Genomic DNA, 3,238 nt, shown 5'->3' with positions numbered 1-3,238 from the left:
CTGTTGCGGTCCCATAGGCACCTCCTCGTGCGTTGATAACACGATTGTGGAGGTGCCTTTCCCTTTCTACAAACGCTTTCTCAGAAAATTCATGCATGCGTGAGGGGCCCCCCCCTGACGAGACATGCTCCAGACTGTAGACCGTAGGCTGCAGGCTGTAGGAAAGGCACGCGTCCTTGTGTATCCGGCGAAGGCCAGCTTGCCGGCCATCATCAGAAGCGCGCAACTTCCTCTGATCGCGCATCTGGTCTTGCCTACAGTCTACAGCCTAAAGCCTAAAGCCTGGAGCAGGGCGCGCAGGGGGGGGCCCCCTCACGCACGCATGGATCTCGTGAGAAGGCTCATGCAGCAATCTGATGCACCTCTTGCGACTGGCCGCCGATGTCCACCAAGTCGACTCTGCCCCCCGGGCAGCGTGGAGCCCTTTTCCTGCTGCAGGCGCGGTGCTCGTCGTTGTGGTGTTCAGGACGCCAGACCACCCCCTTGAGCACCAGATTGGGTTGGCTGGGGTATACCCAGTTGGGACCAACGAGGGTGTGGACACTTTCGAGAGCCGGAAGTAGGTGCCTGCGAATCAGAACACGAATCGGCCGCCTCACACTGGAGGCCTTTTGCTGACCGACGTTCACGAGAGAGAGAATGCGGCGAGGTTCCTTTGGCCGGCTTGGCGAGAGCTGGCTCGCCCAGCCGTTCGCTTCAGCCTCGGAGCCAAAGAGCCACAGGAGAGCCGAGGCCACGGCAACGATGCACATCAAGCGCTCATAGGTCTCGGGAGCCAGCAAGTGTACGTGCTCCATGTTCATGCCGAGGCTGGCGTTCTTGATGTCTCTGAAATTGTGCTCGCACTCAAACCTACGCGCGTAGTAGAGAACGACCTGTAGGGCTGGAAAGAGTTCGGCAGGGAGATTCGTCAGCAGGAACCAGCTGTCGTTCCGGCGCTTGCTTTGATGCTTCTTGATTGTCCTGCGCCGTCTGCGTTTCTGGGGCACCTTCACGTAGGTGGCCACCAAGCGGACTTCCACCGGGTCTGTGCGGCACCACTCGACCCACCCAAAGTCGACCAACTGCCCCAAGACAACGTCCAAGTTCCGCGGCTCCGTCCAGCAAAACGTGGGCCCGCTGACTTGGACGCTGCAGTTGGTTCGCTGGACAAACCGGAACACCTCTTTCATGCGTCGGATCCGCTTCGAACAGCGGAAACCCGTGTCCAACAGCAGCACCCAGATAAACCCCGCTGGCTGTAGCCGGACTAGGTCCTCCAACGCCTCATCTTCGATAGCCCTTTGTCTACCTTTCAAGTTGCAGCTCTTCACGTCGTACCACAACAGCGGGATGGCTCGACTGCCCACCAAGAGACTGACCCGCAGGCTACTTTCGTCCCCGTTATCGAACTGGTGCCAGTCCATCGAGAGCAAAACGTGCAGCCTCGAGGCGACCAGCTTGCCGGCGCCCGGCACAAGCACCAAGACCCGAAACAGCGCCTGCTGAACGAGCTTGGGGTCGATCTTGAGGTTGTGACAAAAATGGAAGACCCGGGCAATGCTGCTCGCCTCCCTGGCAGCACCGACGACCGCCCTGCCAATGGCCGCAAAGCTAACCACGCCGGCTGCGATGAGAGCCCAGGCAAACTCGCCAAGGGCCCTCGCGCGCCGGCGATCCCCAAGGTGGAAATTCTCTTCCGTCCATGCAACAATCTGTTGCGGTCCCATAGGCACCTCCTCGTGCGTTGATAACACGATTGTGGAGGTGCCTTTCCCTTTCTACAAACGCTTTCTCAGAAAATTCATGCATGCGTGAGGAGGCCCGCCCTACTCGCCCGGCCTGGCGGCCGGGCTGCCCCGCAATCGGACGGCTTCTCCGAGAAGGCTCGCAGCATGCCATCGAGGCCGACCTCCAGAGATCCATACGCGGACGCGTCGGGCACTCGCCGGGAGAAGATGGCGGCCTCCGCGTGCGTGGCAACGAGCGTCGCGAAGAGCCCGCGGAGCGAGTCGAGGATCAGGGAATCGCCGTTGCAGACGAGCCACGTGGCCGGCTTGCCGCCGCAGGTCTGCCCGGCATTCAGAAGAGCTCCGCCCGTGCCGAGCTGAGACGTCTCGCGCACGCACCGCACGTCCACGCCCTCGATCGGCACCCGGCCGAAGTGTTCCTCGATGGTTTGCCCCAGGAAGCCGGTGGCGATCCGGACTTGCTTCAGCCCGGAGGCCGCCAGGAAGCGGACGACCCACTCGATGAATGGCCTGCCGCACACAGGCGCCATCGGTTTCGCAATTCCCGGGAGCGTGTTTGCCAGCCGTGTTCCAAGACCGCCGGCGAGCACAACGGCCACGGTGCCGGGAGGTGAGATCTCAGCATCAGACATCGGTGTAGCCGTCATCGCCGCCCCGGTATCGCCTCTGCCCAGAGCTCGAAATCATCGGCCTCGTAGTGATTGTCGCCCGCGGGAAGAAAGAAGACCAGTCGCACGCCGCCGGCATTCGAAGCCACGCGGAACTCCTTCTCTTCGGTCACGGCGGCGCCCGCTCCGGGCAGCCGCATCGCCGAGAAATAGCCCGGGTTCTTCAGGCCGCGGTCCAGCATCACCGAGATGACGGCGGCCGGTTGCCCGGCGGCAAGCCGGTAACGCAGGCGATAATGTCCTTCCGGCTCGAGGGCCAGCGGCAGACTCACGATCCGGTTGTACAGAAGGTGCAGCGTCTCCGACGGCGGCAAGACGCGGTGGCAGTTCGTGCCTGCCTCGAAGCCCTCGGCCGTCGCCGTCAACACCAGAGGCTCGGGTGAGGGCAACTCGAGGGTGCTCGCCGACCAGCCGCCGGGACCGGCCACCCGCTGCCACTTCCCGGGCGCAACAGCGGCCGCCACGGGTGCGGGGGCGCCGCCCGCGAGTCGCACCCAGACAGGGCTCGACCAGGCGCGTGCGCCATCGGTCTGCCGCACTCGCAGGTAGTAGAACGCCTCGCCCAGCGGCGCCGGATCGGTCCAGCTCGAGCGAACGTCTTCTTGCTTCCGAAAGCGTCTAATGTGCACGGGCTCCAGAGGAATCGGTCCGCCCTTCCAGCCCTTCAAGATCTCGATCGTCTCGAGTTCGCCGCTGCCGTGGACCTCGACGTCGAGCGTCACGGGGCCAGTCGACAGCTCGCAGACCGATCCCTGGGAAGCGCCGCCGATCCGCAGGTCGACCAGGATCCGCTCGCCTGACGTCGCGAAGGTGTGGCGAGCGCGCATCGCTTCCCAAAGT

At 63.4% G+C, this 3,238-nt stretch carries 3 protein-coding genes; all 3 read right to left on the bottom strand.

What is annotated here, in order from left to right; genetic code table 11:
* Positions 1-341: 341 nt before the first annotated feature.
* Positions 342-1,709, bottom strand: coding sequence for a transposase (locus HY699_19895; GenBank protein MBI4518073.1), 1,368 nt, complete (start codon positions 1,707-1,709; stop codon positions 342-344).
* Positions 1,710-1,783: 74 nt separating this feature from the next.
* Positions 1,784-2,377, bottom strand: a complete 594-nt coding sequence (locus HY699_19890) for an NTP transferase domain-containing protein (protein ID MBI4518072.1) — start codon at positions 2,375-2,377, stop codon at positions 1,784-1,786.
* A partial coding sequence (locus HY699_19885) for a hypothetical protein (GenBank protein MBI4518071.1) occupies positions 2,374-3,238 on the bottom strand: 865 nt, incomplete at its 5' end. The genes HY699_19890 and HY699_19885, both read right to left, overlap by 4 nt.

It is taken from the genome of Deltaproteobacteria bacterium (genome assembly GCA_016210005.1).
In the GTDB taxonomy this organism is placed as follows: Bacteria; Desulfobacterota; Binatia; order HRBIN30; family JACQVA1; genus JACQVA1.
Note: the sequence above shows the minus strand (reverse complement) of the source record. Positions and strands in the feature narration are given on the sequence as shown.